The following is a 23,281-nucleotide window of genomic DNA, read 5'->3' as shown; positions in this document are numbered from 1 at the left end:
CGCCGCCCTCATCCCTTCACCGCGGAGGAGGCGACGCCCTGCACGAACCAGCGCTGGAAGAACGCGAAGACCACCAGGACGGGCAGCACCAGCAGGACGCCGAAGGCGAGGATCTGTCCCCAGTCCGGGGGCTGTTGGCCCTGGAAGACGCTCATCTCCAGGGGCAGGGGGCGGACCGACGGGTCGGAGACCATCAGCACGGGCCACAGGAAGGAGCCCCACTGGGTGAGGAAGGTGAGGATCGCCACCGAGGCGAAGGCCGGCTTCGACATCGGGACGACGATCGCGAAGAAGGTGCGCCAGGGCCCGGCACCGTCCAGGCGCGCGGCCTCCTCGATGCCGGGCGGGATCTTCCGGAAGAACGTGTGGAACTGGTAGACGGAGAAGGCGTTGGCGATGAAGGGGATCGCCTGGATGAAGAGGGTGTCGCGCTGGTCGTTGAACATGTAGAAAAGCGGCACGGCCACCGACTCGAACGGCACCAGCATCAGCAGCAGCACGAGCGTGAAGACCGCCTCGCGGCCGCGCCACTTCAGCCGGGACATGCCGTACGCGGCCATCGAGTTGACGAAGAGGCCACCGGTCACCACCACGAACGCGACGAGCAGTGAGACGCCCATGAAGCGCCAGAAGTAGCCGGTGCTGTCGGAGTCGAGACTGGCGAGGACCTTCGCGTAGTTGTCGAAGGACAGATGCGTGGGCAGGAAGCCGGACAGACCGCCCAGCACCTCGTCGGAGGGCTTCAGGCTGCCCAGGAACAGGTAGAGGACGGGCAGCACGAAGATGAACGCCGGCACGCTCAGGACGGCGTAGTCGGCGATGCGGCGCACACGCCCGCGGGTCATGGCCATGGGGGGTCAGTCCTCGTTGTCGGGCCGGACGACGCGGCGCTGGACGACGGTCAGGACGACCACGATCAGGAAGAAGACGACGGTGATCGCGGACGCCTGGCCGATGTTGTTCTGGGCGAAGGCGGTGGTGACGGCCTGGTACATCACGGTGCGGGCGGCGTCCTCGTCGAGACCGCCGCCGTGGATGAGGACGTAGACCTGGTCGAAGACGCGGAAGGACAGCACCGAGGTGAGCATGGCGACGAAGACGAGGGTGCCGCGGATACCGGGCAGGGTGACGTGCCGGAACCGCTGCCAGCGGCCGGCGCGGTCGAGCTGGGCGGCTTCGTAGAGCTCGTCGGGGATCTGCTGCAGACCGGCCAGCAGGATGACCATCTGGAAGCCGACGCCCTGCCACACGGACAGCACGATGACCGAGGCCATCGCGGTGGCGGTGTCGCCGAGCCAGTCGAAGGCGCCCCAGTGGCCGAAACTCACCGCGTGCAGTGCCGAGTTGAGCATGCCCTGGTCGCTGCGGGCCAGGATGAGCCGCCAGATGACGGCGACCAGCGTCATCGGGAAGACGACCGGCATGAAGAACAGGGACCGGAACACGCCGATGGCCTTGAGCTTGCGGTTGAGCAGGATCGCCAGCATCAGGGCGAGGCCGGTCTGCAGGGGGACGACGACCGCGGCGAAGGTCAGGTTGTTGAGCAGGGCCCGCAGGAACGGGCCGGACAGGTCGGGGTCGGTGAACAGACGCCGGTACTGCTCGAGCCCGAAGAAGGACGGCGCCAGCGGGGAGCCGAGACGCACGTTGTAGAAGGAGAGCACGACGGCGTAGCCGAACGGAACGCCGACGAAGGCGACGAGGCCGGCGACGGCGGGTGCGGACATCAGCAGTCCGTGCAGCCCGTCCCGGTTCCTGCGCCCGCGCCGGGCGGGTCTGCCGGTGCGCGCGGGCGGAGCCTGGTCCCGGCCCTGGGGTGCGGCCTGCGCGGATTCCACGGTTTTCACGGGGGGTCCTGTTCCCGGCGGGGCGGGCGCCGCTCGCGACGCGCCCGCCCCGGCCGATGCGTCCTACGGGATCTGGTAGCCGGCGTTGTCGGCGAAGTCCCGGTCGATGGCGCGGGCGGCCTTGCCCAGCGCGATCTTGGGGTCCGCGCCGCCGTAGACGGAGTTGAGGGCCTCGCTGAACTTTGCGGTGACGGTGGGGTATCCCGCGGTGACCGGGCGGGTGACGGCGACGCAGGACTTGTCGATCGCGCGGTCACCGCACGGCTTGGCGAGCTGGTCGGCGAAGAGCCGCAGCGGGCCGCCCGGCTTGTAGAGGGTGCTCTTGGCGAGGGCGGAGCGGGTGGCGGGCGGCGCGCCGTTGGCCGTCGTCATCGCGGTGACGTTGGTGTCGTCGAGGAGGGCGTCGAGGAAGGCGCCGGCGGCCTTGGCGTTCTTGGAGCCGGCGCCGATGCCCCAGGCCCAGGAACCCTGCCCGCTCTTGGGGCCGTTGCCGAAGTCGGGCAGCGGCAGCACGACGAGGTCGTCGCCGAGGGCCTTGCTGTACGCGGGGTACATCCAGTGGCCGACCCAGCTGAGCGCGACGCGGCCCTTGGCGAAGGCGTTGCCGTCGGTGTTGGGGTCGACGTAGGGCTTCCAGGACTGCCAGGTCTTCAGCGCCGAGACCACGGCCGGGGCGTCGAGGACGCCTTCCGCCTTGCCGTTCTTGAGGAGGGAGCCGCCGGCCGACCAGACGACGGGGGAGAAGCCGTAGGTGCCCCACTCGGTGGCCAGGCCGTTGCCCTCCTGGATGTCGAGGACCTTGCCGTCGGGGTCCTTGGCCTTCAGCGCCTTGAGCGCCGCGGTGAACCCGGCCGCCGTCCAGTCGTCGGACAGGCCCTTGGGATACGCCACCCCGGCGGCGTCCAGCAGCTTCTTGTTGCCGTAGATGCCGAGCCCGGAGTCGTACATGCCCAGCCCGTAGTGCTTGCCGTTGATCTCGCCCTGTGCCTTGCTCGCGTCGGTGGCGTTGGCCATGGTCCGGACGGAGACGTAGTCGTCGAGCGGGGCGAGCCGCTTGGTGTAGACGAAGTTCGCCATGGTCGGGCCGTCGAACTCCATGACGTCCGGCAGCTCGGCGGCGGGGGTGGCGGTGATGACCTTGGTGTAGTCGTTGCTGGGTATCAGCTTGAGCTTGACCTTGATCCTGCTCTGCGAGGAGTTGAAGGACTTCACCGCGTTCTGCAGCGCGGTCGCCTCGCTCGTCTCGCCCTGGTGGGCCCAGACGCTGATCGTGCCCGTGCCGCTGCCGGCCTCGGCCGAGGCGCCGCCGCTGCCGCCGCCCGGGCCGCAGGCCGCCAGAGCGGCCAGCGGCAGAGCGAGGGTCAGGCCCGTACAGGCCGTACGACGGTACCTTCTGTTTCCGGCGGTCATGCTGGGTGCCTCCGTGCGTCGGTGCTGGGGTGATGGTTCGGTACGGCGGTGCTTCCGGCGTGGGGGTGGGGGATCCTGGGGGATGCTCCGGGTCGTCACCGGGGTGCGTGGGGGATGCCTCGGGCGTCTACTGGGGGCCGCGGGGGCTGGGCGGGGCGGTGGTCTCGCGCAGGATCAGGCGGATGGGCATCTGCACATGGCCGGGCGGCTCGGCGTCGGGTGCGTCGAGCTGTTCCAGCAGCAGCCGGGCGGCCTCGGCGCCCTGGCCGGTGACCGGCTGGGCGACGGTGGTCAGCCCGATCACCTCGGCGAGTTCGTGGTCGTCGAAGCCGACGACGGACACGTCGTCCGGCACCCTCAGCCGGTGGCGGCGCAAGGCGCGCAGAGCGCCCATCGCCATCTCGTCGGACTGGGCGAACACCGCGGTCGGCGGTCGGGAGGCGGCCAGCAGTTCGGTCATGGCCTGTTCGCCGCCCTCGACCGTGTAGCCGCCGTCGGCCTCCAGCTTCGGGTCGTGCTCGATGCCGGCGTCGGCCAGGACGTCCAGGTACGCCCGGCGGCGGGCGAGGGGGGTGGTCCAGTGCAGCGGCTCGCTGGCTCCGGAGATCATGCCGATCCGGCGGTGGCCGAGGTTCACCAGATGGCGTACGGCGCTCGCCGCCCCGGCGTGATCGTCGATGCCGACCACGGTGAAGCCCTCCCGGGCGCCGCCGACCGTGGAGGCCAGCGGCACCTCGAGGGAGCGCAGCGCGGCGGCCTCCTCCTCGTCGGGGATCAGCAGCGAGAGCACCGCGTCGACCCGCTTGCGCACCGGCAGCCTGGTGAAGAAGCGCTTGCGTGTCTCCGGCGTGCCCAGGTTGTACAGCAGCACGTCGTAGCCGGCGGCGCTGAACACCTTCTCCGCCGCGTCGAGGACGGTGCCGAAGAACCAGCGGCCGATGTACGGGGCGATGACCCCGATGGTGAAGGTGCGCCCGCTGGCCAGGCTGGACGCCGACCGCGACGCCGTGTAGCCGAGCTGTGCGGCGACCGTCGCGATCTGCGCCCGCACCTCGTCCGACACGCCCGGCCGGCCGCGCAGCGCGCGGGACACGGTGGATGTGGAGACCCCGGCGGCGCGGGCGACGTCGGTGATGCTGACCGTCACGGCGCTCTTCCTCCTCGCTGGTGGCATCGGCCCGGATTTCACGTGGGTGTGACCTGTGAGTGACGTGACCGTAAACCCGGCCGCCTTGTTGCGCAAGCGTTTGCGTTCAGTTTTACTGGGCTCGATTCTGAAGTGAGACCTTCGTGGTCACTGGTCAGCGCATGCGTTTGAGCGCTGCGAGCCGACAGGAACTGTGCATGCGATACGCCCCGCCCGGCCTCTGTGTGAACGACTTCGCGCTGCTGCGCGACGACGACGGCACCTACGCGGTACTGCATCTGCAGGGCCCGTGGACCGCCGAGTTCGACCATCTGCGGATGGAGACGTCCTACGGCCGGGCCACCTCCGCCGACCTGGTCCGCTGGACACCCGAGGGGACCGCCTTCGGCAACGGCCTGCCCGGCCGCTTCGACCAGCAGGCGGTGTGGACCATGCACCCCGTCCGGCACGGCGAGGGAATGGCGATGTTCTACACCGGTGTCTCCGGCCTCACCCCGGGCGGCTGGCCCCTCCAGTCGGTGGGGCTCGCCTACTCCGACCGCACCGACGGGACCGGCTGGCGCCGGCACGGCACGGGCCCGGTGGCCGAGGCCGACGCCCGGTGGTACCGCACCGGTGAACACATGGGCTGGCGCGACCCGTTCGTCGTACCCGACGACGAGTCGGACGGCTGGGTCATGGTCGTCTGCGCCACCGACGCCTCCCGGCCCGTCGAGGCCGGCGGCTGCGTCGGCTGGGCGACCTCCGGCGACCTGGAGCACTGGACCGTGCACCCGCCGCTCATCTCACCGGGCGACGTCGACGAACTGGAGTGCCCGGTCCTGGAACGCCTCGACGACGGCGGCTGGCTGCTGCTCGGCTCCATCGGCTCCACCCGGGGTTTCGAGGCGTGGACCGCGCCCCGGCTGCGCGGGCCCTGGACCCGCCGGGGCACCCTCGGCCCGACCGGTTCCTACGCCCCCCGCGTCATCACCGCGCCCGACGGCTCCCGCGTCGTCCTGCACACCACCCCCCGGCGCGTCGGCCTCACCGACTCCGGCGACCGCTGCCGTGGCATGCTCGCCCAGCCGAAACTCCTGGTCACACCCGTGGACGGGGCACCGCGCCTGGAGTGGTGGCCCGGCCTGGACGACTGGCTCGGCGAGGAGACCGAGCGGCCCGTGCTGCACGCGGTCGGTGACCTCGACGTCTCCGGCCGGGTCGAGATCACCCTGCGCACCGACACCGACGGAGGCGGAGGCGGCCGGCCCGCCGTCACCGTCGGCTGCGACGGCAAGAACATCTGGGCCACCGGCCCCGACGGCATGCGGCTGGGCGAGACCGTCCTCGCCGAGCCGGCCGCGACCCTGCGCATCCTCACCATCGGCGAGTACATCGAGGTCTACGCCGACGGCGTCTTCGCCCTGACGACCCTGTGCTACTCGGGCCGCCCCGCCCCGTGGACGGCGTTCTCGGAAGGCCGCACCCGCACGATCCCCGTCCGCCCGGTCCGCCTGCCGGACCCCGCCCGCGACGACGCCTCGGCGGTGTGGCCGGGCCCCAGCGTCTAGGGGGTGTTTCGAAAGTCCCGCACAGCACCCACGGCGCCCGGCACGCTCCCCCAGGCTCTTCGAGCAGGGGGCACCCCCACTCGCCGCACCGGCCGAAACCCCGAGTACGTCCAGTACGAGGGCTTTCGTCCGGCACGCCGAGAGCACGCACCGGACACCGCGGGCACCGCACAGGACCTTCGAAACACCCCCTAGGGTTCGAGCGCCAGCCGCAGCCCCAGCGCGACCAGCACGGCCCCGGAGATCTGCTCCATGCGGCGCCGCACGGACCGGCGCCGGAACGCATCCCGGGCCCGCCCGGCCAGCCAGACCAGCGGCAGGTACCAGACGAGGTCGATCACGGCCCAGATCACCGAGAAGGCGACCAGCGTCGGCAGTACGGGCGCCCCCTGCGGAACGAACTGGGGCAGGAAGGACACCGCGAACACGCCCGCTTTCGGGTTGGCGAAACTGGTGACCAGGCCCTGCCGGTACGCCCGGCCGTGGGACACCGCCGCCGCCACGCCCGCCGGTTCTGCCTCCGGGGCGCCGGCCCGCCGCGCCTGCCACACCGCGCGCGCCCCCATCCACACCAGCACCGCCGCCCCCGAGATCCGCATCGCGTCGTAGGCGAGCTGCGAGGCCAGCAGCAGGGCCGAGAGGCCGAACGCCGCGGCGAGGCCCCAGAGCACGACCCCGCACTCGTTGCCCAGCACGGTGGCCATGCCGTTGCGGCGGCCGTTCACCACCGCGCGGCGCAGGATCACGGCCGTACTGGGCCCGGGGACCATCGCGATCAGGAAGGCCGCCCCGATGAACGCCATCACTGAGGTCAGCATCGCGCCATCATCACGGGGCGCCCGGAGGCCTCACAAGCCGTTTGCCCGGCCGGGTCGTGGCACCGGCCGAGCGGGCGAGGGCGCGCGTTCACCCAGCGGTGCGGCGCCCGATCAATCCGCGTCGGCGACGACGGAACCGACCCGGTCGGCCAGGCTCGGGTCGCGGCGGACCAGGAGCGTCGCGTAGCCGATGGAGCCGATCAGGGCGGCCAGCGCCGCGACGGGGAACCAGCTGTACGGCGCGGGCTGCCCTGGCTTGGCGAGGTAGTAGAGCGGAACCAGGATGGCCAGGGTGCCGATCGCGGGCAGCACCAGATGCCGGATCGTGCGGAACTCCTTAGGACGGTACCGGCGGTAGTACACCGGCAGGGCGATGTTGGACGCCAGGTAGACCAGCAGGATCAGGATGGAGCCGAGGCTGGAGGACTCGGTGAAGAAGACCACGGGGTTCATCGGGCCGCCGTCGGCCCCGAGCAGATGGCCCAGACCCCAGCCCCCGATGATCAGCAGCGAGATGGCCGCGAAGGTGACGATCGCGTTGGTCGGGGTGCGGCGGGTGGGGTGCACATAGCCGAAGAAGGACGGGAGCAGCCCCTCGCGTCCGGCGTTGAACACCAGGCGGGCCTGGGAGTTGATGCCGGCGATCAGCACGCCGAGGGTGGAGGTCAGGCCCCCGATATAGGCGACGAAGGCCAGCGCGCCGAGCGTGTCCTGGGCGACGTCGATGAAGGGGATGCGGGAATGGCCGAGCCTGGCCACGTCGTAGTCGAAGCCGGTCACCGTGGCGTAGGAGAAGAGGATGTAGCTCACGGTCATGGTCGCGATGGAGAAGAACACGGCGCGGCCGACGTTGCGGCGCGGGTTCTCCGTCTCCTCGGCCAGCGCCGCCGAGTTCTCCCAGCCGATGAACAGGTACACCGCCAGCGGGAAACCCGCGGCCAGGCCCGTGACGCCGTGGCTGATGTGACCGGGCAGGAACGGGTCGGCGGAGAGGTGGCCGCGATGCCCGGCGATCGCCGCGACCGAGACGACGACCAGCATCACCATCTCCACGCCGAAGAAGTAGCCGGCCCACTTGGTGGAGACCACCACCCCGCGCAGCATCAGCACCACCGACAGCCCGGTCAGCAGCAGCGTCCAGATGATCCACGGCACGTCGACGCCGGTGTAGTGGTGCAGGGTGATCTCTACGAACCCGCCCGAGATCGCGATGACGGCGGCCATCCCGATGATGTAGCCCAGCCCGGCCAGCAGCGCCGTGGCCACCGCGCTGACCGGCCCGAAGGACTTGCCGACGAAGGTGATGAAGCTGCCCGCGGAGGGATGGGCCCGGGAGAACTCGGCGAGCGTGTTGCCCAGCAGCGCGACCGCGATGCCCGCGGCGACGATGGTCAGCGGGGAGGCGACACCCGCGGTGCTGGCGAGGAAGGCGAAGCCGAAGAAGAAGCTCATGGCCGGGCCGACGTTGGCCATCGTGGCGGCGGCGATGTCCGCCATGCCGAGGACGCCGCCGCGCAGGCGCTGGGGCGTGCCGCCGACGGGGCCCGGCGGCGACGACGGGCCGACGGCTGGGGGGTCAGTCATGGCGGCAGCTCCTTCTGCAGGTGGCGGCGCGAGGGGCGCGCGGGGCCGTCGGCATCCGGGCCGACGCCACCGGAGGTCAGCTCGGGCGGGCATGCTGGTGTGCCTTCACCGCCCGCACCGCCGGGTCCATGGCGCCGCGGCCGAGTTCGCTGAGCAGCTCGGCGTGGCAGCGGTTGCGGGCCCGTACCACCGCGGGTGCCGGAGCGGGCAGCAGCACGCAGAGCCGGCCGAGCACGTCGGCGGCGAACTCACGGATGCCGGCGCCGCCGAGCGCCTGCGCGAGGTCGAGATGAAAGCGCGTCTCCAGTTCGAGGAGCCGTGCCGGGTCCTCGGCCCGGTCCATCTCGTCGACCAGCGCCTGCAGCCCGTCGAGGTGACCGGCCGGGACGTCGCCCGTGCCGCGCGCCACGAGACCGCATTCGAGCAGCAGGTGGAAGGCGTCCAGCGACGCCGCCTCCTCGGCGTCGTGCATCAGGGCGACGACCGCGTCCCAGCCCGGTGCGACGAACGTGCCGCCCGCCCGCCCTCGCCGGCGGTCGAGCAGGCCGTCCTGGCACATCCCCTCCAGCGCGCGGCGCACGGTGATCTCGCTGATCCCCAGTTCCTCCGCGAGGACGCCGGCGTCCGGCAGCCGGTCTCCCGGTGACACGGACCTCAGACGCACCCGCAGTGCGATCCGCGAGCGGACGAGTTCCGATCCCGTCTGGCCCCTGCCTGGCAGGACGCGGGTGTCACGTACCCCGCCGACCGTCGCCGGCCGCGCCGGGCCCGGCTGGTTGTACGGGCCGAACTTGCCCGCTGGATTCACCACGACGCCACCCTAACGGCCTGCTGGTCGGGGTCACGGCCCGCGGGTGACGACGCCCGGCCGGGCCCCGGACGGTCAGGGCTCGCTCTCGGTCCGCCGGGCGGACCGGGCCGGCTTCCCGGCGCCGACGCCGTCGCCCGGGGGTGGCCGACGCCGGGTCAGCGGCGGCTCTCGCGACCACGCTGCGGTGTTGTGCACAGGGAGCTCCCACGGGGCCGGAACACGCGAGACAGGACGGCGCGGTGCCCACGACGGACGACGGGGTTCCGCGACGCTCGGTAAATTAGGGCATGGTGAACACTTAAAACAACCCCCGGGTGGGCGGTGCTGCGCGCTGCCGTCGCGCCGCGCGCCGAGGGTGCGCGGGTGTCGCGAGGAAGGCGCCCGGCGGACGCCCTTGTTTTTTTCGATCGTCGTGAACTATTTTCCTGTCGGTCACCCGTGCCCGCTCCCGCGGACACGGGCCAGGAGGCCGCGACTCACTGTGCCCGCACGGCAGCCGTGATCGCGACCCGCGACGCGTCCGACCTCCACACCCCGTCCCCCTTCGGCGAAACCCGTGCGGTCGTCCCCGCCCGGGCCCGCCGACGCATGTCCTCGTCCGCACTCCCTCCCTGGATGGATGTCGAGATGACCACACGTCCCCCTCTCTCCGCCGCAGACCCGGCGACCACCGCCGAGAGCCCCTCCGTGGGCTCCGGCCTGCGCGCCGGGCTGAAGAACCGCCACCTGTCGATGATCGCGATCGGCGGTGTCATCGGTGCCGGCCTGTTCGTCGGCTCCGGCTCCGGCATCGCCGCCGCGGGCCCCGGCATCCTCGTCTCCTACGCCCTCGTCGGCGTCCTCGTCGTCCTCGTCATGCGCATGCTTGGCGAAATGGCCGCGGCCAACCCCACCTCCGGTTCGTTCTCCGCCTACGCGGACCGCGCGCTGGGCCGCTGGGCCGGATTCACCATCGGCTGGCTGTACTGGTTCTTCTGGGTCGTGGTGCTCGCGGTCGAGGCCACCGCCGGGGCCAAGATCCTCTCCGGCTGGATCCCGGCGGTCCCGCAATGGGGCTGGGCCCTGATCGTCATGATCGTCCTCACCGTCAGCAACCTGGCCTCGGTCAGCTCCTACGGCGAGTTCGAGTTCTGGTTCGCCGGTATCAAGGTCGTCGCCATCGCCGCGTTCATCGTGCTGGGCTCCCTCGCGATCTTCGGCCTGCTGCCCGGCTCGGACCACCCGGCGAGCGGCTTCTCCAACCTCACCGCGCACGGCGGGTTCCTGCCGCACGGACCGGGGGCGATCCTCACCGGCGTCCTGATGGTGGTCTTCTCCTTCATGGGCAGCGAGATCGTCACGCTGGCGGCCGGCGAGTCCGAGGACCCGCGGGGCGCGGTCACCAAGGCCACCAACAGCGTGATCTGGCGGATCGCGGTGTTCTACCTGGGCTCGATCCTGATCGTCGTCTCGCTGCTGCGCTGGGACGACCCGGCGATCCTCAAGGACGGCTCGTACGTCGCCGCACTGAGCTCCATCGGCATCCCGCACGCGGGCCAGATCATGAACGCCATCGTGCTGACCTCCGTGCTGTCCTGCCTCAACTCCGGCCTGTACACGGCGTCCCGGATGGCGTTCTCCCTCGGCGGGCGCAACGACGCCCCGGCCGCCTTCGGCCGCACCACGGAACGCGGCGTGCCGCGCACGGCCATCCTGGCCTCGGTGGTCTTCGGCTTCGTCGCGGTCGCCTTCAACTACCTGTGGCCGGACACGGTCTTCCAGTTCCTGCTCAACTCCTCCGGCGCGATCGCCCTGTTCGTCTGGCTGGTGATCTGCTTCTCCCAGCTGCGGATGCGCAGGATCCTCCAGCGGGAGGCGCCGGAGAAGCTGACGGTCAAGATGTGGCTCTTCCCCTACCTGACCTGGGCCGCCATCGCCCTGATCACGTTCGTGCTGGGCTACATGCTGACCGACACCGCCGACGGCGGCGGTCGCGACCAGGTGGTCCTGTCCACCGCGGTCGCGGCGGGCGTGGTGGCCGTCGCGCTGGTCCGCGGACGCCTGGGCCGCGGGCGCGAGACCGTCACCTCGTCGTAAAGACCGGGGCCTGAGGGCCCGTCCGCCCGGCGGCGGTGGTGCGGCGCTTCTGCCGCACCGCCGCCGCGGGGTCGCCGCGCATCTCCGGTCCGGTGGGGAACGCCGGCCGGCGCCACCGCCCTCACACCGGCGCGCGTCACGCTCCGCACGGACTCGGCGCGCTGACGCCGGTGAGAGATGCCGAGCCGGCGTACGGCTCCGCGCCGGGCGGGCGCGGCGGTGTTCCCATGACGAGAGCGGAGCCGGAAGGCCCGCCCCAACCTCATGAAACCCCCGCTCAGGGCCACACAAGGCAGTACGGCTGATGCCCCGCTTCATGCAGCCGATGGCTTTTCCACAGCCTGAACGCCCAGCGGGCCAGGCCGGAGACGAGGAGACAGCCTACGGTCCCGTAGATCCATGTCGAGGCCGACGGAGCCTGCAGCAGAGGGTCTTGAGGGCTGCCTGCCGGGGGTTGCATGCTCCTGAGGAGGCGACTCCCAGCCAGGGAGAGCGCCATGACGCCCACCACCAGCAGGGCAGCCAGATGGATTCGGAGCGCTGCCACCGCGCGCACGACATGAGTGGCGACCGTTCCCGGCTTCTTATTCATAGCCTCGGCGGTCTCGGCCTGCGTGTAGTCCAACGCCTTGGTCGCCCACACAGCGGTCCGCTGCTGCGCAGGCAGGTCGTGCAAGGCCCTGTACACAGCCACACGATTGCTAACCAAGTCGCTGAAGTCTGCGACGTGCCCGTCTGCCGACTGCGCCTGGTGGGCGGGCACTGCGGCCAGGACCGCGCGCCGTCGGCTCTGACGGCCTGCGGTCCGTACGTCGCTGCGTATCACGGCATAGAGATAAGCGCGCAGATCGTGGATCTGTTCAGGGGCGCGCAGAATCTTGGCAAATGCGGTCTGCACCGCGTCCTCGGCGGACAGGACGGACTCCGGCAGGCGCTCCTCGGCCAGGAGCCGGCGCGCAAGCCCCTGCATCTCACCACGGTGATCCCGATACAGCGACTCCAGGGCTTCACTCACCAGGGTCTCGGGTTTCTCAGGCACGGCTCTGCCCCCGCTTGCCGAGCTGCTTTGCGCTACCGCCGTCATCCCCTTGCCCACGGCGGGCCCGAATCAGAGCCGCTCTCGCTTGCACCCGATTGCGATAGGACACGCTGTCCACCCACCCCTTCAGGCTCGGAGCCAGGACCACGACGATGGACAACAACGCGCCCGCGATCTCCACGGAACTCCTCCTCATAGTTAGCGGCCTCCCGCCCTGGGGTCCAGAGCAGAGGCTGTACACGTCTGGAGAGGCGCGGCAGGCCCGATCTCATGACAAGGCCGGAGAATTTTTCTACTCGGCCACGACCGGGGCCAGCACACGGGAGCTGAGAACTCGACTTGGACGCAGCAGGCATGTGGGCGGGGCACTTCGGTCGTTGGCGGCTGCGGCGAGTGGGTGCGGGACGGGACATCACGGTGGCCTTGATGGCTCCGGTGAAGGCGATGCCGTCCTCGCGGCTTGGGAGGCGGACACCTCGGATGGGCGGGTTATTTCACGTCCACAGGGCCCAGTCCCGTACGCGCGCGAGCTCCGCCGCCCGCTTCGCCATCCCCAACTTCCATGGTGTCCCCTCCACTTCAGCAATCTCCCGCCACAGTGCCGCCGTGGCCGAGCTGAACGCTGCGAGCGCCTCGGCCTTTGCATCCCGCCAGGACGGAAACCGACTAGCGAAGGCGAGCGCCTCCTCCACGGAGTGCCCGGCGTCCATGAGCTGGAGGAGAAGGGTGCAGGGGTCGATCCAGGCCGCCCCTCGGGTCGGCCAGGCCCAGTCGATGAGTCGCGCACGTTCACCGGTGATCAGAACGTTGTCCGGGGCGAAATCGGTGTGCAGGAGAGTGTTGCCCTCGAAGTAGTGCAGGGAGCCCGGCGGTGCGTAGTCTGCCCACCGGTCAACGGCGTCCTTGAGACCGATGCCCGGGGGTGCTGTGACGTCCTGCAGCTCGGCAAGCGCGGCTTCCACTAGCGGCAGGTCGGGCGAGCCTGGTGTGTAGTCGGCGTGGCGGCCGTCGATCACCTCGTAGCCAAGCAAGCTCCAGCCGCCGAACTCCAGGTGCCAGTACAGACGCGGACAAGACGCTGGCAAGTACGAGGCGACGGCTGCCTCGCGGCGTTGGGCAGCGACCTGGGGATGGTCGGACGGGATGCCCTTTACGAAGACCCTGCCGCTGTTCGTCTCCAGGACGGAGGCGATGCCGGAGTTCATTCCGTCCTGCGCAGTCAGCGAGCTGTGCACGGCACCGATCTTGTCAGCGACGGCTTGGCGGACGTCGGCGGGAAGCTGCTCGTAGGCGATGCGGGACATGGACACGCGCGGTTTCCTCAGGGTGCTCGGATAGGGGGAGTAGCGCCCCGGCCAGGGTACGGCCGGGGCGCTACTGAGGGGATGGAACGAGAGGGTGGCACGCGCGCCACCCGTGGTGGATTTAGTACGGCTGGTCGTCACCGGCCGAGCAACTGCACTCGGCGCCCTCGGCAGCCTCGTCCAGGTTGGCGATGATCTGGAACTCGTCGTCCTTGATCGACAGGGCGGTCAGCTGCACCGGTAGGGCACTGGTCGGCGTTTCCATCGGACGTCGGCCGATGGTGAGCATGACCGGTTCGCGGGGCGGGGTCAGGGTTGCGGTGGGCGGAGTCATGATCCGTAACCTCCATGCTGGCAGTAGAGCTCTCGTCGGTCCCCCGCCTCCTGGTAGAGCCTGGCCAGCGGCCGGCACGTGCGGCACGTGCCGACCTTCGTGCAGCCGGAGCATCCACCGGTGCGGAGCTGTAGGGACTCGGCGATCACGCCGAGTCGGGGGAGGGCTTCGACGCCCTCGGTGATGAGGTTCACGCTCGGGTCACGGCCGACCTTGCAGATTGACGCGATGCCGTGCGGGTTGACGTGGAAGAACGAGTGGCCGGCGTTGCAGCCAGTGAAGATGCTCCGGGCCTTGAGGTGGCCCAGTGCCTGCGTCGCCAGCGGGTTAGCCTCGCCGTCGATCGTGGGCGACATGTTCGTGAAGACCTGGTGCGGGAAGCCGTACGACTTCGCGAGGCGCACCATTGCGTCTGTCTCATGCGCGTTGTCGTCCGAGACGATCACGTTCAGCCGGACTGGCAGTCGGTCCTCGCGGGCGGCGTCCAGACCCATCAGGAACCGGTTGAACGCCCCGCGGTTCCGCGTGACCTTGTCGTACGTCTCGGCGGTCGCGCCGTACACGCTCAGGGTCAGCCGGTACGGCCGGTGGCGGGCGAACAGGTCCCGGATCGGTTGCTTCCGCAAGCTGGAGCCGTTGGACGAGACCTGGACCATCATCCCGAGCTGGTGGGCGTACTCGTACGCCGCGCCGAACTCGTGGTCGATCAGCGCCTCACCGCCTGTGATCTGCAACCACAGGACACCGGCGTCCCTCAGTGTCTGGAGCAGCGTCTGCTTGCCTGCCCAGTCAAGGCCCTCGAACCGCTTCTCGCCGAGGTAGCAGAACTCGCAGTCGTAGTCGCAGCCGAGGTTGATCTCCCACGACGCCTTGCCGTACCCGTACCGGGACCGCTCGCGGACGAGGACGATGTCGCCGACTGGCGACGAGGGCAGTTCGGTCCCCCACGCCTCCCTCGCCGCGTCGGTCAGCCAGTCCGGGACGGATCGTCCCTCCGCCCCCGAAGCCCGCAGCTCCTCGTAGCGGACCTCCGGGATGCGCACGCCTGCCGCCAGGCCGGGCTGGACAAGGAGGTACTGGGCGAGAAACGGGCTGGCCACGAGCCGAGGAGCTGTTTTGGTCGTCAGCCTCTCGGCGCTGGTGTTCGTCTCGGTCATGGGACCTCCACGGGTTGGGTAGGAAGGGTTGGTCGGACCTGGTGGTGGGCGGTGATCAGGCTGGCCGCCAGCTCGGCCAGTGGACCCCTTCGCCAAGCGCGGGTCATGGCGCGATCCGTGCGGTCGAGGTGACCACGCCGATCACGAGGCCGCACGCGGCGGACACGAGCACGATCAGCAGTGGTCCGGTGCAGCGGGCGGCCCAGGCGTCCCGGCCGGCCCGGGCGGCGACACGGCCGTTCACGGCTTCCACCAGGCCCTCCACGGGCGGGTGATGATCTCCCGGTACGTATGGTGCGAGGGATTGCGGCCACCGTGCGTGAACACCCAGCTCTGCGGATCGGCGAAGTCGGTGCCGGGAGGCGAGGTCTCGCCACAGACCGCGCACTGCATGGCGTGCGTGGTGGGCTCGGCGTCGGGTTCCCGGTCGGGTTGGAGGGTCCACTCCTGGTGGCACATGATCGTGCGGCTGGTCATCGAACCGCCTCCAGAGTTGTGGCGACGTAGGGGTGCTGGAGAGCAGCGCGGAGGACGTCCGTGTCGGTGAGGGTGTCGTCGTCGGGTAGTTCGCACCATCCGCCGAACCAGTCGTCGAGCCGCTCCAGGCCGGGGGCGACGAGCCAGGAGTTGGTGGAGAGGTGCCGTACCGGCAGATCGACCCAACTGGCTGCGGAGCCGGTCGGGACGGCGTAGTAGAGACGCCCGTTGGGCCTGTCGTAGAGCACGGGGCCCACGGACGTACCGATGCAGCGCAGGTAGGCCAGGGCCAGGAGGCCGATCTCGGCGGAGGTGCGCACGACGTCCCAGCCATCGCCGACCTTCAGCAGCCGCAGCCCCGGCACGTCGTTCACCATGGGCGCGCTTCGCAACGCGTCACGCACGGACATCACGCGTCTCCCTGCGGCCGGAAGCTGTGGCTCGCGCCGAGCGAAGAGGGGGACCCCCTGGTCGGCGTGAGGGGGCGGACCACGATCAGACGAGCGCCAATTGCTGTTATCTGCCGCTTGCGCTCGGTGCCGAGGTCCTTCGGGCCGAGGTGGCTGAGCGCCGGAACCACGGCGCCGTAGGCATCGGGGAGTTCGAGCACGTCGAGCAGACCGACGAAGGCGGGGGAGCGGATGATCATCGTGGAGTCGCGTTCGGCGAAGACGCCGCACAGGGCCAGTTCGTGCCGGTCGCAGTACTCGGTGAGGCAGTCGACGAGCGCCGCGTGGCGGGGCAACCCGCCGGTGACGTGGCGTAGGTAGCCGAAGACCTGAGGGAAGGCGACGGGGCGGTGTTCGGTGATGAGGTCGTCGTCCATGCCCACAGCGTCGGCGGTCGTGAACGGCCTCGAAATGACCTGCTGTTGTACTTCCGTTGCACTTCCCACCCCACGTCGTCACCGACAGTGCTTCCATACGTGACGGAGGGAGGTCATCCGTGGTCAGCGTGCAGCAGTGGACAGGTCGGGAGGCGAGCGCCCTGCGCGCCGCGTTGCGCATGAGCACGCGCGCTTTCGCCGAGCACCTCGGTGTCGCGCTGCGCACGGTTGCGAAGTGGGAGAGCCTCGGCGCGGAGACGCAGCCCCGACCGGACACCCAGGCCATCCTCGATACCGCACTCACACGGGCGGATTCCGCCGCCCAAGCCCGCTTCGAGGCAGTGCTGTTCCCTGAGCGGAAGAGCGCGCGGCCGGCGGATTACGAGACCTGGACCGACGACATCGAGCGCGCTGTTGTCTGCATCAGCCGCCAGGACTTCCCGTTCGCCTCGACCTTGTTGAACCGTTGGTTGGGCAACCGTGCACCGCATCAGCTGGACGGCAAGGGCCTCTACTTGTACGGCCGTTCCCTCGTGCTCCTTGGCGACCTCCAGCGCGATCAGGGCGCGATCCTCGGCCCACTCTCAGCCCGGCACTCCTACTTGACCGCTCGCGGTATGTTCACCGAGCTCGACATCCCGCGCCGGGTGGTTCAGATCGAGCTGTCGCTGGCCGTCGTCCAGGAGATGTCGGGCCAGTTGGAATCCTCCGCTCGCCACTACGAACTCCTCGCCGGGGACCAGCGCCTGAGCCCGCGCGACCGTGCCAGGGCGCGGCTGTGGGTGGGTACGGCGCTGAGCAAGGAGGGCGACAACGAGTACGCGACCGGCGTCATGGTCGAGGCCACCCGCTCCTTCGAGGAGCTGGGCGAGCCGGAGGACTGGTCGGTCGCCCACCAGAAGCTGGCCCTGGCCCACCGGGGCGCCGGCGACCTGAAGCAGGCCCTGCATTACATCGACATCGCGCGGACCACCGGCACGGTCGACTCCCCGATGCAGCGGGTGCGGTTGGACACCGCGTACGGGCACATCCTTCTGTCGGATGCGGCGACCCGGAATGATGGGCTGTCCGTCCTCGATCAGGCGGCACAGGTGGCTCGCCAGTACGGGCTGAGCCACCAGCTGCGCAGCATCGAGGGCATCCGGAAGGACCAGCAGGGATGAGCCAGGGAGTGCCAGTGCCGGAGCACGAGCAGCGCCAGATCACCGACGAGCAGTTCCACGACGCGACGCTGATCTGGAACTACCACCAGATGGGCCACGAGCAGCGGCCCTGCTCGGCGGCGATCGGCCTGGGCAGCCACGACCTCGGTGTCGCCACGGCGGCCGCCGACCTCTACCGCGCCGGCCTCTTCCCGGTCGTGGTCTTCAGCGGCGGCAACAGCCCCACCACCCGGGCCCGCTTCCCGCGCGGCGAAGCGGTCCATTACCGCGAGCACGCTCTGAGTCTGGGTGTGCCGAACGAGGCGATCCTGGTCGAGGCGAAGGCGGCGAACACCGGCCAGAACATCACCTTCTCCCGTGAGCTGCTGGCCGGAGCCGGTATCGGGGTCGAGTCGCTGCTGCTGATCTCCAAGCCGTACATGGAGCGTCGCTCGTACGCGACGTGCCGCAAGTTGTGGCCGGAGGTCGAGGTCGTGTGTGCGTCCGAGCCGCTGGAGCTGGACGACTACATCAAGTCGATCGGCGACGAGAAGCTCGTTGTCGACATGCTCGTCGGTGACCTGCAACGGGTGATCGAGTACCCGAAGCTCGGGTTCGCCGTCGAGCAGGACGTACCGGGGGATGTGCATGACGCTTACGAGCGCCTTCTGCACGGCGGATTCGACAGCCGCCTCATCAGCACCTGAGTCACCGCGCGTCGGGCCGCCGGGCGGGGTGTGTGCGATCCACCAGCCGAACCTGTTTCCGCGGCTGTCCACGTTGGCGAAGCTCTTCGCTGCCGACCGGTGGATCGTCCTGGCCGACGTGCAGTTCGCCCGGCGCGATTTCCAGCACCGTGCCCGGATGGCTTCCTTGGACGATCCTGGGCGGCAGCAGTGGCTCACGCTCCCGACGCACCTTCCACATGGGCACCCGACGCTGATCAGCCAGGCGCGGCTCGTTGATCCCTGCCGCTCGCGCCGGACGGTCGAACTGCTCGTGCGCCAGTATTACGGCCGTAGCCGCCACTGGGGTGCCGTGCGTGACGTCTTGGACGCGGTCCTGGACACACTCGACACCTCAGAATGCGTGGCAGGCGTCGCGAAAACATCAACGATTGCCCTGCTCACGGCTCTTGGCTGGTCGGGGGACGTGCTGGATAGTAGCGAGATCCCGACCCGCCAAAGCCGGTCCGAGCACCTTGCCGACCTCGCCGCGGCCACCGGCAGCACCCACTATCTGTGCGGCCCCGGTGGCTTGCGTTACCTCGACGTGGGTCCCTTCGATGCCCACGGCATCCCCGTGCTGCCTTTCCGCACCCCTGTGGATACGCATGACCCGCTCTGGCAGTGGAGCCGGCGGATCAGCAGCCTCTGGGCCCTGAGCAAGATCGGGCCCGGGGCGCTGGCGAACCGACTGGCTGCCCGACGAGGAGCGCGCTTCCTTGAAGCCTGGGCGTGACTGAGCCGCTACTGCACGAGGCGTAGAACGGGGCGCTGTTCCTGGACGTCGAGCAGTTCTCGGACGCGCTTGGTCGTCCAGGCCAGCTCGTGCGCCAGCGCAGCCACTGAAAGATCAGCTTCCTTACAGGCAAGTTCGAAGGCTTGGCGCAGCAGTGACGGCTGCTCGCCGGAGTAGTTTGCAACCGACTCCGGAATGAAGCCCGGTTGGCCGTCCAGGGCTCGGAGGCGTTGGTAAGTACGGCTTGTCGTGGCATCGGAGATGAGCCCGAGTTCGCGACACCGGTAGACGAGTGAGTGGATGGAGACGCCCCAAACCTGCCTGAGTTCGGCCAGGCGGGCGAGGTCCATTCGCTTGGGCAGGAGGGGCAGGATGCTGTCCTGCGGAGTGAGGAACTCGGCGGCGAAGGCGTCGGCCTCCTTCTCCTGACGGCTGTCACCGGTGGCGTCCCCGTGGAGTACGAGGTGCCCCAGTTCATGGGCGGCCGTGAAACGGTGGCGGTAGACGTCGTCAGCGCGGTTGGCGGTGAGGACCACAAGCGGCCTCGCTGCACGCGTGGAGAATGCGTCGACCGTGGCGGCCGAGGGGTCGGATGCGGGAGGCATCACGACGACGATGCCGTGGGATTCCATGCGTCGGACCAGGTGGGTGACGGGGCCGTCTCCCATGCTCCAGCGTCGCCGCAGCTCGCGTGCTGCTGCGGCAGGGTCCGTGGGCAGTGCCGGCCTCCTCTGGATCCGATACCTCGGATCGCAGCCTTGATCACAACTCCACACACGCCCTGGCCCTGGGACTGGTTCCGGCGGCCGACTACGGGTCACCGGCGGCGTTGTCCGCCCGGCGGGGACCGCTCTGGCCGCCGCTGGGGTGATTCCTCCCCGTGAGCGCGGCGCGAGGTACCTCCAGGCGGCCCCGGAAGACGGGATGCACGCCCTCCGGCACGCGTACGCCTCCGTGCTCCTGGACGCGGGGGAGAGTATCAAGGCGCTCTCCGAGTACCTCGGCCACTCGGACCCGGGCTTCACCCTGCGGACGTATATGCACCTGCTGCCGTCCAGCGAGACCCGCACCCGCAAGGCGATCGACGACGCCTTCACGGAAGCCGAGCGGAAGGACGACGGCGACCCGGCCGCCGACCAGGGCACATCAGTGCCCCCGTCCAAACCCATGTGCCCTCAATGTGCCCTGGCGGCCTGATGGCCCCTCCCGGCACATGACGAGGGCGGGGTCCGAAAACCCCGCCCACTACCCGAGAAACCCCAGGTCAGGGCCACACCAGGCAATAAGGCTGATGCCCCGCCTCATGCAGCCGATGGCTGAAGTCCTGCCACTCGTGCAGCAGCTGGTACACGTTGAACGCGTCCCGTGGCCCGCCGCGGTCCGGGACCGTCGACCAGATGAAGGCCGCGGCGCCCACCGCCTCCTCGCCGATGTCGCGCAGGGGGTCCACGACGGTCATGGGGAGTTTGACGACCGCGTAGTCGGGGTGCAGGACCACCAGTTCCAGCGGTGGGACCTTGTGCAGCGGGACGCCCTCGATGCCCGTGAGGACCATCGCCGCCATGGTCTCCGGCTTGATCTTGGTGAACATGCCGCCCATGCCGAGCTCGTCACCGCCGAGCTCCTCGGGCCGCATCGAGATCGGGACGCGGGCTGCCGTGGCGCCGTCCGGCGCGCCGAAGTATTTGTACGTCACCCCCACCCGACCACCATTCCCGCTCCCTGTCCTGAGCCGGTCGACCGCACGCTCTCCACGGTCCATACGGGCCGCCCGGCCGATTCGCTCAGGATCTCCCTGCGAACGCTGTGAGCCCGGCGAAAGCGGCGAGCTCTGTGAACTCTGTGAACCCTGTGAAGTATGGGAGCTCTGCGTGCCCCGCGAGCCATAAGGGTCGCGCGCCTCCTGCGGCTCCTGTGGCCGACGTGTCTCGGTCGTCTCCTCCGCTTCGCGCCGGTGCCTTCCCCGCCGGGCACGCCGAGGACCCAGGTCATCGGTCCCCTCGCCCAGTCCGCCACCGCGATGCATATCTCCACCCGACTGCTTTTCTAGGACGCGTGGCCCCCGCCGCGCAACCCGATCATCGTGTCAGTGACCTCCCCCGCGGCTGCTCGCCGAAACGTGCGTGCAAACACCTGTCCGCGGGACCTTCGAGGGCTCTGACACCATGGCTAGTGTGAGCTATCCGTACGAAGCCCCAGTTTCGCAGACTCTTTTCGAGCGCGCGGCGGCCGTCACGCCCGGCGGCGTGAACTCTCCGGTGCGCGCCTTCCGCGCCGTGGGCGGTACGCCCCGGTTCATGGTGTCCGGCAGCGGCCCTTATCTCACCGATGCCGATGGACGTGAGTACGTCGATCTAGTGTGTTCGTGGGGGCCCATGATCCTGGGCCATTCCCACCCGGAGGTGATCGCCGCCGTCCAGGAGGCCGTCTCCCGCGGGACCTCCTTCGGTACGCCGGGTGAGGGCGAGGTCGCGCTCGCCGAGGAGATCGTCGCCCGGGTCGGGCCGGTCGAGCAGGTGCGGCTCGTCTCCAGCGGGACCGAGGCCACCATGTCGGCGATCCGGCTCGCCCGCGGGTTCACCCGGCGGTCCAAGGTGGTCAAGTTCGCCGGGTGCTACCACGGGCACGTCGACTCGCTGCTGGCGGCCGCCGGGTCCGGGGTCGCCACCTTCGCGCTGCCCGACACCCCCGGCGTGACCGGCGCCCAGGCCGGCGACACCATCGTCCTGCCCTACAACGACCTCGACGCCGTCCGTGCCGCCTTCGCCGCGCACCCTGGTGAGATCGCCTGTGTGATCACCGAGGCGTCGCCCGGGAACATGGGCGTCGTGCCGCCGCTGCCCGGGTTCAACCAGGGGCTCAAGGACCTCTGCCGGGAGAACGGCGCCCTCTACATCTCCGACGAGGTCATGACCGGGTTCAGGACCAGCAGGGCCGGCTGGTACGGGATCGACGGGGTCGAGCCGGATCTCATGACCTTCGGCAAGGTCATGGGCGGCGGCTTCCCCGCCGCCGCCTTCGGGGGGCGGGCGGACGTGATGGCGCACCTCGCCCCGGCCGGGCCCGTCTACCAGGCCGGCACCCTCTCCGGGAACCCGGTCGCCACCGCGGCCGGCCTCGCCCAGCTGCGGCTGCTCGACGACGCCGCGTACGACACGGTGAACGCGGTCTCCGCGCAGATCCGCACCCTGGTCACCGAGGCGCTCGGCAAGGAGGGCGTCGCCCACCAGGTGCAGACCGCCTCCAACATGTTCTCCGTGTTCTTCACCGACCGCCCGGTGCGGGACTACGAGGACGCCAAGGCGCAGGAGTCCTTCCGGTTCACCGCCTTCTTCCACTCCCTCCTCTCCCAGGGCGTCTATCTGCCGCCCTCGTCCTTCGAGTCGTGGTTCGTCTCCACCGCCCACGACGAGCGGGCTATCCAGCGGATCGCCGACGCCCTTCCGGCGGCGGCCCGGGCAGCTGCGGAGGCCACGGCAGCATGAGTGACATCACCGTCGTCCACCTGATGCGGCACGGCGAGGTCGCCAACCCGGACGGGATCCTCTACGGGCGCCTGCCCGGCTACCACCTGTCCGAGCTGGGCCGGCGGATGGCCGACCGGGTCGCCGAGCACCTCGCGTCCCGGGACGTCACCCACGTCGCCGCCTCCCCGCTGGAGCGGGCGCAGGAGACGGCCACCCCGATCGCCAAGGCGCACGGGCTCGACCTCGCCGTCGACGAGCGGCTCATCGAGGCCGGCAACGTCTTCCAGGGGAAGACCTTCGGTGTCGGCGACGGGGCGCTGAGACGGCCCGAGAACTGGAAGCACCTGGTCAACCCCTTCAAGCCGTCCTGGGGGGAGCCGTACGTGGAGCAGGTCGTACGGATGATGGGGGCGCTGGACGCCGCCAAGGACGCGGCGCGCGGTCACGAGGCCGTGTGCGTCAGCCACCAGCTGCCGATCTGGATCGTGCGCAGCTTCGTGGAGAAGCGGCGGCTGTGGCACGACCCGCGCAGGCGGCAGTGCACGCTCGCCTCCCTGACCACGTTCACCTACCAGGGCGACAAGATCGTGTCCGTCGGGTACACCGAGCCGGCCCGGGACCTGGTTCCGGCTCATCTGCTGGCGGGGGCCAAGCCGGTGAAGGGGAAGGACAAGGCGTTCGGGGCCTGACAGGCTCCGCTTCGCGCTTACCCCGGGCCCCGACCCCGGCTTCGGCCCCGGCCTCGGGCTCAGGCCCCGGCCCCGGCCTCGGGCTCAGGCCCTGGCCCCGACCCCGGCTTCGGCCCTGGCCCCGGGCCCCGGCCCCGGGCCC

At 70.1% G+C, this 23,281-nt stretch carries 24 protein-coding genes and 1 pseudogene; 8 read left to right on the top strand and 17 right to left on the bottom strand.

The window, feature by feature from the left end; all coding sequences use genetic code 11:
- Positions 1–8: 8 nt before the first annotated feature.
- From ACFSL4_RS03235 to ACFSL4_RS03220, 4 genes are all read right to left on the bottom strand, one after another.
- Positions 9–851 carry a carbohydrate ABC transporter permease gene (locus tag ACFSL4_RS03235; protein ID WP_381078145.1) on the bottom strand — a complete coding sequence of 281 codons (843 nt, stop codon included), beginning with the start codon at positions 849–851 and terminating at the stop codon, positions 9–11.
- A gap of 6 nt (positions 852–857) precedes the next feature.
- Positions 858–1,847: a carbohydrate ABC transporter permease gene (locus tag ACFSL4_RS03230; RefSeq protein WP_381078143.1), complete on the bottom strand. Its 990-nt coding sequence runs from the start codon at positions 1,845–1,847 to the stop codon at positions 858–860.
- A gap of 63 nt (positions 1,848–1,910) precedes the next feature.
- Entirely contained in the window at positions 1,911–3,257 is a 1,347-nt protein-coding gene (locus ACFSL4_RS03225) for an ABC transporter substrate-binding protein (RefSeq protein ID WP_381078140.1), read from the bottom strand.
- 127 nt (positions 3,258–3,384) lie between these two features.
- The gene (locus ACFSL4_RS03220) at positions 3,385–4,404 is read right to left on the bottom strand and encodes a LacI family DNA-binding transcriptional regulator (protein ID WP_381078137.1); all 1,020 of its coding nucleotides are present in this window, start codon (positions 4,402–4,404) and stop codon (positions 3,385–3,387) included.
- A gap of 197 nt (positions 4,405–4,601) precedes the next feature.
- Here ACFSL4_RS03220 and ACFSL4_RS03215 point away from each other — a divergent pair, with 197 nt between their 5' ends.
- Positions 4,602–5,954: a glycoside hydrolase family protein gene (locus tag ACFSL4_RS03215; RefSeq protein WP_381078134.1), complete on the top strand. Its 1,353-nt coding sequence runs from the start codon at positions 4,602–4,604 to the stop codon at positions 5,952–5,954.
- A gap of 191 nt (positions 5,955–6,145) precedes the next feature.
- On the opposite strand, the gene ACFSL4_RS03210 is transcribed toward ACFSL4_RS03215, so the two are convergent.
- The 3 genes from ACFSL4_RS03210 to ACFSL4_RS03200 all read right to left on the bottom strand — a co-directional run bounded on the left by ACFSL4_RS03210 (position 6,146) and on the right by ACFSL4_RS03200 (position 9,167).
- Positions 6,146–6,772, bottom strand: a complete 627-nt coding sequence (locus ACFSL4_RS03210; RefSeq protein ID WP_381078131.1) for a LysE family translocator — start codon at positions 6,770–6,772, stop codon at positions 6,146–6,148.
- A 111-nt stretch (positions 6,773–6,883) separates the two neighbouring features.
- Positions 6,884–8,356, bottom strand: a complete 1,473-nt coding sequence (locus tag ACFSL4_RS03205) for an APC family permease (protein ID WP_381078128.1) — start codon at positions 8,354–8,356, stop codon at positions 6,884–6,886.
- 76 nt (positions 8,357–8,432) lie between these two features.
- Positions 8,433–9,167, bottom strand: a complete 735-nt coding sequence (locus ACFSL4_RS03200; RefSeq protein ID WP_381078126.1) for a FadR/GntR family transcriptional regulator — start codon at positions 9,165–9,167, stop codon at positions 8,433–8,435.
- Positions 9,168–9,794: 627 nt separating this feature from the next.
- Here ACFSL4_RS03200 and ACFSL4_RS03195 point away from each other — a divergent pair.
- A complete protein-coding gene (locus tag ACFSL4_RS03195) occupies positions 9,795–11,243 on the top strand; it encodes an amino acid permease (protein WP_381078124.1) in 1,449 nt (482 codons plus the stop codon).
- Positions 11,244–11,520: 277 nt separating this feature from the next.
- On the opposite strand, the gene ACFSL4_RS03190 is transcribed toward ACFSL4_RS03195, so the two are convergent.
- From ACFSL4_RS03190 to ACFSL4_RS03155, 8 genes are all read right to left on the bottom strand, one after another.
- The gene (locus tag ACFSL4_RS03190) at positions 11,521–12,282 is read right to left on the bottom strand and encodes an RNA polymerase sigma factor (protein ID WP_381078122.1); all 762 of its coding nucleotides are present in this window, start codon (positions 12,280–12,282) and stop codon (positions 11,521–11,523) included.
- Between the two features lie 494 nt (positions 12,283–12,776).
- Positions 12,777–13,586, bottom strand: coding sequence for a phosphotransferase family protein (locus ACFSL4_RS03185; RefSeq protein WP_381078227.1), 810 nt, complete (start codon positions 13,584–13,586; stop codon positions 12,777–12,779).
- A gap of 121 nt (positions 13,587–13,707) precedes the next feature.
- Positions 13,708–13,920 carry a hypothetical protein gene (locus ACFSL4_RS03180; RefSeq protein ID WP_381078120.1) on the bottom strand — a complete coding sequence of 71 codons (213 nt, stop codon included), beginning with the start codon at positions 13,918–13,920 and terminating at the stop codon, positions 13,708–13,710.
- Positions 13,917–15,077, bottom strand: a complete 1,161-nt coding sequence (locus ACFSL4_RS03175; protein WP_381078117.1) for a radical SAM protein — start codon at positions 15,075–15,077, stop codon at positions 13,917–13,919. Before ACFSL4_RS03175 ends, ACFSL4_RS03180 begins: the two co-directional genes overlap by 4 nt.
- 103 nt (positions 15,078–15,180) lie before the next feature.
- Entirely contained in the window at positions 15,181–15,330 is a 150-nt protein-coding gene (locus ACFSL4_RS03170; protein ID WP_381078114.1) for a hypothetical protein, read from the bottom strand.
- Positions 15,318–15,554: a DUF7848 domain-containing protein gene (locus ACFSL4_RS03165; RefSeq protein WP_381078112.1), complete on the bottom strand. Its 237-nt coding sequence runs from the start codon at positions 15,552–15,554 to the stop codon at positions 15,318–15,320. Before ACFSL4_RS03165 ends, ACFSL4_RS03170 begins: the two co-directional genes overlap by 13 nt.
- Complete coding sequence (locus tag ACFSL4_RS03160; RefSeq protein WP_381078110.1) at positions 15,551–15,964, bottom strand: hypothetical protein; 414 nt, start codon at positions 15,962–15,964, stop codon at positions 15,551–15,553. The genes ACFSL4_RS03165 and ACFSL4_RS03160 overlap by 4 nt, the downstream gene beginning before the upstream one ends.
- Positions 15,964–16,380: a hypothetical protein gene (locus ACFSL4_RS03155; protein ID WP_381078108.1), complete on the bottom strand. Its 417-nt coding sequence runs from the start codon at positions 16,378–16,380 to the stop codon at positions 15,964–15,966. The genes ACFSL4_RS03160 and ACFSL4_RS03155 overlap by 1 nt, the downstream gene beginning before the upstream one ends.
- Before the next feature lie 119 nt (positions 16,381–16,499).
- Between ACFSL4_RS03155 and ACFSL4_RS03150 the strand changes: the two genes are divergently transcribed.
- From ACFSL4_RS03150 to ACFSL4_RS03140, 3 genes are read left to right on the top strand one after another with little or no spacing between them, the layout of a single operon-like run.
- On the top strand, positions 16,500–17,543 hold the full coding sequence (locus ACFSL4_RS03150; RefSeq protein WP_381078106.1) for a helix-turn-helix domain-containing protein: 1,044 nt from the start codon (positions 16,500–16,502) through the stop codon (positions 17,541–17,543).
- Positions 17,540–18,229 carry a YdcF family protein gene (locus ACFSL4_RS03145; RefSeq protein ID WP_381078105.1) on the top strand — a complete coding sequence of 230 codons (690 nt, stop codon included), beginning with the start codon at positions 17,540–17,542 and terminating at the stop codon, positions 18,227–18,229. The genes ACFSL4_RS03150 and ACFSL4_RS03145 overlap by 4 nt, the downstream gene beginning before the upstream one ends.
- Positions 18,230–18,257: 28 nt before the next feature.
- Positions 18,258–18,983: a WbqC family protein gene (locus tag ACFSL4_RS03140; protein WP_381078224.1), complete on the top strand. Its 726-nt coding sequence runs from the start codon at positions 18,258–18,260 to the stop codon at positions 18,981–18,983.
- A gap of 8 nt (positions 18,984–18,991) precedes the next feature.
- On the opposite strand, the gene ACFSL4_RS03135 is transcribed toward ACFSL4_RS03140, so the two are convergent.
- A complete protein-coding gene (locus tag ACFSL4_RS03135) occupies positions 18,992–19,651 on the bottom strand; it encodes an ImmA/IrrE family metallo-endopeptidase (RefSeq protein WP_381078103.1) in 660 nt (219 codons plus the stop codon).
- Positions 19,652–19,832: 181 nt separating this feature from the next.
- On the opposite strand from ACFSL4_RS03135, the pseudogene ACFSL4_RS03130 reads away from it, so the two are divergent.
- Positions 19,833–20,180, top strand: a pseudogene (locus tag ACFSL4_RS03130) (tyrosine-type recombinase/integrase); the annotation flags it as partial.
- Between the two features lie 67 nt (positions 20,181–20,247).
- Here the strand turns inward: ACFSL4_RS03130 and ACFSL4_RS03125 are convergent.
- Positions 20,248–20,745: a hypothetical protein gene (locus ACFSL4_RS03125; protein ID WP_417820016.1), complete on the bottom strand. Its 498-nt coding sequence runs from the start codon at positions 20,743–20,745 to the stop codon at positions 20,248–20,250.
- A 403-nt stretch (positions 20,746–21,148) separates the two neighbouring features.
- Between ACFSL4_RS03125 and hemL the strand changes: the two genes are divergently transcribed.
- Entirely contained in the window at positions 21,149–22,468 is a 1,320-nt protein-coding gene (hemL, locus tag ACFSL4_RS03120) for a glutamate-1-semialdehyde 2,1-aminomutase (protein WP_381078098.1), read from the top strand.
- Positions 22,465–23,139 (top strand): histidine phosphatase family protein, encoded by a 675-nt coding sequence (locus tag ACFSL4_RS03115; protein ID WP_381078095.1) that lies wholly within the window; start codon positions 22,465–22,467, stop codon positions 23,137–23,139. Before hemL ends, ACFSL4_RS03115 begins: the two co-directional genes overlap by 4 nt.
- The last annotated feature ends 142 nt before the right edge of the window (positions 23,140–23,281 follow it).

The sequence above is a fragment of the Streptomyces caeni genome (assembly GCF_042678285.1).
Taxonomy (GTDB): domain Bacteria; phylum Actinomycetota; class Actinomycetes; order Streptomycetales; family Streptomycetaceae; genus Streptomyces; species Streptomyces caeni.
The sequence above is the reverse complement of the archived record's forward strand: the minus strand, read 5'-3'. Positions and strand labels throughout refer to the sequence as shown.